We start from the raw sequence: 3817 nt of genomic DNA, 5'->3' as shown, positions 1-3817 counted from the left end.
GTTAGCTAACAGAGTTAGCGAGTTGGTTGGTGGTTTGTTGGGATTAATCCCAACGAAGTACCAACTCAACAACATATCAAGCTCTGTTGGTTCCAAACAATAAGGAAATTGGAATAATGCAGTAAAATTAGCGTTACTTTCGATGTCCTAAAATTTTACTTCCGTACCGACATTTTTTAAGTTCCTTGTCATGACTGGCTTTAGGAGTACTTATATATTTTTTAAAACCGGATACTCTAATAGCCGGTTAGGTGGTCAAACTTTGGGAAAATCTCATCCAAAATTAAGTTTTGATGGTATGACTATTGTTAAAAGTTTAATTAAAAATATAAAGATACATTAGACCTAATATTTTAAATATTGGTCTTTTTATTTTTGGTTTTTGGGTTTTAAATTTCAAAATTTGGAGGACAAGGGGGGGCTACTACGACCCCCCCATATATTGAGCCGAGTGCCAAATTTTATAAAAAGAGCCTTCTGTACTTAGAGCGTCAAGGGATATAAAGATTTTAGGATGACCGCCGTTTGTTGGCGATTTTTCCGCCGTTTCAACTAATTTATGCACTTATTTGTATAAAGTACACAACTATGATACTATAATTTTGACAATTTAGATTGATTGAAAGGAGAAAAAATGACAGAAAAGAAAAGATTTACAATTACTATGTCTGATAGTTTTTATGAGTATTTGGAAAAGTTATGTGAAGAAAAAGGATTGAGTAAATCGGCAATGATAACATTAATTTTAAATGAATATAAGAAAGGAGAAAAATGAGCATGAAAAAAGAGCGTCCTGGCAAAAGACCGCTCTAGAATATATGCTTATATTTTCAAAGGTAATTATACAATATGACTAAAAAAATAACAAAGGCTAGAAACTTTATGTTTATTATTTATCCAGAAAGTATCCCAGAAGATTGGGAATATCATTTAGAAAAACTTGATGTTCCCATGGCGATTAGTCCGTTACATGATAAAGATGAAACAGAAAGGAAATTTAAAGAGTTAACAGAAGATGAACAAGCAATTATAAATAATGGTGGTAAGGTCTACAAAAAGCCGCATTATCATGTTTTATATATTGCTAGAAACCCAGTTACAACTGAGAGTGTAAGAAAGAAAATAAAACGAGCATTGGGTAGTAAATCTCTGTCTCATATAGAAATTATTGATGGTATTGAGAGTGTTTATAAATATTTAACACACGAAAGTAAAGATGCTATTAAAAAAAATAAACATAAGTATGACAAGGAAGATATTATTCATTTAAATGATTTTGATATTGAGAGATATGTTTTTTTAGATGAAAGTCAAAAACGTACTTTGAAAAATGAATTATTAGCGATAGTGAAAAGAGAACATATCGTTAATGTAATTGATTTAATGTCATTTCTCGACATGTATGGAAAAGAATATGGAATTGATAATATGAACTATGTTCAAGATGTTATCACATCTAATGCTAGTGCTTTTAGACTTTGGTTTGAAGGCAATTATCAATGTGGATATAGAGCTATATATTCAAAAACAATTAATCCAGAAACAGGGGAGATTAAATAGTGAAATATGATAATACAATTTATTTTGAAAATGGAATTGAACATACATTAACAGAAAAAGAATTGACCGTAATTAAACGATTATTACATTCGGCTAAAGTTGAAGACGAGTATAAAGAAGAATTAGAAAACTTAAAGAATTTATTTTTGGAACATTTAGATTGATATTGAACTTGAACTTGTGAAATAAAATTTATAACACGTGAGCGATCATAAATTTTATGAACATTGGCGACCACCATTTTTGGTCGCAGCTTTTGAACTTATGGACTGATTTATTCAGTCCATTTTTTGTGCTTGCACAAAAACAAGCCTCGCAGAGCACACGGTTTAATGACTTATGTAACGAAGTAAATAAGTCTAGTGTGTTATACTTTAATTAATAAAGGCCACGATGATGATGTGCTTAGGAGGTAATTTATTTATGAGCTATTCTATTATTCGAGTGTCAAAAGTGAAAGGTAAAACCAATACAACGGGTATTCAAAAACACGTTCAAAGAGAAAATAAAAATTACGAAAATGCAGATGTTGATTTAACAAAATCTTATATGAATTATGATTTAATTAATTCCAATTCAATTGATTTCAATCAAAAGATAGATGAGAAAATTGAGCAAAATTATAACGGTAAACGAAAAATCAGAAAAGATGCGATTAAACATGTCGATGGAATTATTACTTCTGATAATCAATTTTTTTCAGGAAAAAGTGATAAAGATATAAAACGATTTTTTGAAGATAGTAAAGCATTCTTATGTGAAGAATATGGCGAGGACAATTTGTTATATGCCACAGTACATTTAGACGAAGCAACACCGCATATGCATTTTGGAGTTGTGCCTTTAACGGTAGATGGTCGTTTGAGTGCTAAAGACGTTTTAGGAAATAAAAAAGCATTAACGGAGTTTCAAGATAGATTTAATCACTATATCAATCATAAAGGTCATGACTTGAAGCGAGGAACATCGAAACATAAAACAGAACGACAACATAGAGAAGTTGAACAGTACAAAAGAGATACTGAGTATTATAAAAATAGAAAAGATGAAGAAGTGCGTAAAGTAGTACATTTTAAGAATTTAACGGTAGATAATAAATTACAATTTGAATCTATGCAAGGCCAATTGGAGACTGTAAAGAATAAATACAATAAGATGAGTAAAGCGATTGATAGATTTGAACAAAAAAAATTACCGAAACTAAAAGATGAATTTTACGATATAAAAAATCGAACAGCAGAAGAAAAGGCAAAGTTTAAAACGTTAAAACAGGATATTGATCAATCTGAGCATAAATTAAAAGGTTTGAATGCCGATATTAATCATAAACAACAAGCATTTAACGATTTAGAGGCACATATAGCCCGAATAAGAGCCAAAAAAGAAGAAGAGGAGGAATATTACCAAAGTTTAAAGAATGTTCTGTATGAGCCTCTAAACAACGAATTTGAGTATGAATATAAAAAGCGAAGTTTATTTTCGAAAGAAAGTGAGCCAACAGGACGAGTTATTTTGAAAGAAGAAGATTATAAAACATTAAAAGAGCAGGCAGATTTTGGAAAAAGAATGGAACCAGAATATAGAAAATTGATAAAGGGAGAAAAGGTTCAATCGCTTGAAAAGACAGTTTTGGATCAACGAGGAGAAATTAATGGTAATCGTAGAAAATTGAATGCTGCATCTAAAAAGTTTGAAAAACTAACTAAAGAAAAAGATAACTATAAATCAGCTTATGAAGATGAACAAACTAAGCATGAAAATACAAGGAAGTTTGTAAAAGCGGTTTGTCACTTAGGAAAAGATATATTTGGTGGTAAAAATTATAGACGAATTGTTAATAAAATTGACGATAATATAAATCCAAAATATAAAAAGGCCTTTAGAAATATGATTGCGTTAGATCGAGAAGTTATGATTATGTTTAAACAGAAAGACGAAAAATCAAGAAAACATATAGCATTTGAAAATAATGCAACGATAAAAACAAAGCAAGAGAAAGATAAAGGCTTTGATTTAGAACTATAAATTAGCAAAAAAAGCTCTTAGCAGAATTTACGAGGTTGCTAAGAGCGATTTTCGAATTTCTATCACAATTACTAAACTTTTTTAAGTAATTCCGAGGGGGAGTCGCTACTCCTATTACTAATTATAGCAAAAGAGAGCAATTATGCCGAGAAAACTTATTGTTTGGAATGAGCGATATGTTAGCTAACAGAGTTAGCGAGTTGGTTGGTGGTTTGTTGGGATTAATCCCAAC

General features: G+C 30.4%; 3 protein-coding genes and 1 pseudogene. All 4 read left to right on the top strand.

Annotated features, from left to right (window positions below):
- Positions 1-634 precede the first annotated feature (634 nt).
- Positions 635-775, top strand: a complete 141-nt coding sequence (locus tag CD034_RS00895) for a ribbon-helix-helix domain-containing protein (protein WP_049432988.1) — start codon at positions 635-637, stop codon at positions 773-775.
- 74 nt (positions 776-849) lie between these two features.
- Positions 850-1560, top strand: a complete 711-nt coding sequence (locus tag CD034_RS00890) for a replication protein (protein ID WP_049432986.1) — start codon at positions 850-852, stop codon at positions 1558-1560.
- Positions 1560-1724, top strand: coding sequence for a hypothetical protein (locus tag CD034_RS11115; RefSeq protein WP_159081139.1), 165 nt, complete (start codon positions 1560-1562; stop codon positions 1722-1724). The genes CD034_RS00890 and CD034_RS11115 overlap by 1 nt, the downstream gene beginning before the upstream one ends.
- 259 nt (positions 1725-1983) lie before the next feature.
- Positions 1984-2712: pseudogene (gene mobV, locus CD034_RS11335) on the top strand (MobV family relaxase); the annotation flags it as partial.
- Positions 2713-3817: the final 1105 nt, after the last annotated feature.

Source organism: Staphylococcus hominis subsp. hominis (assembly GCF_002901845.1).
In the GTDB taxonomy this organism is placed as follows: Bacteria; Bacillota; Bacilli; order Staphylococcales; family Staphylococcaceae; genus Staphylococcus; species Staphylococcus hominis.
Note: the sequence above shows the minus strand (reverse complement) of the source record. Positions and strands in the feature narration are given on the sequence as shown.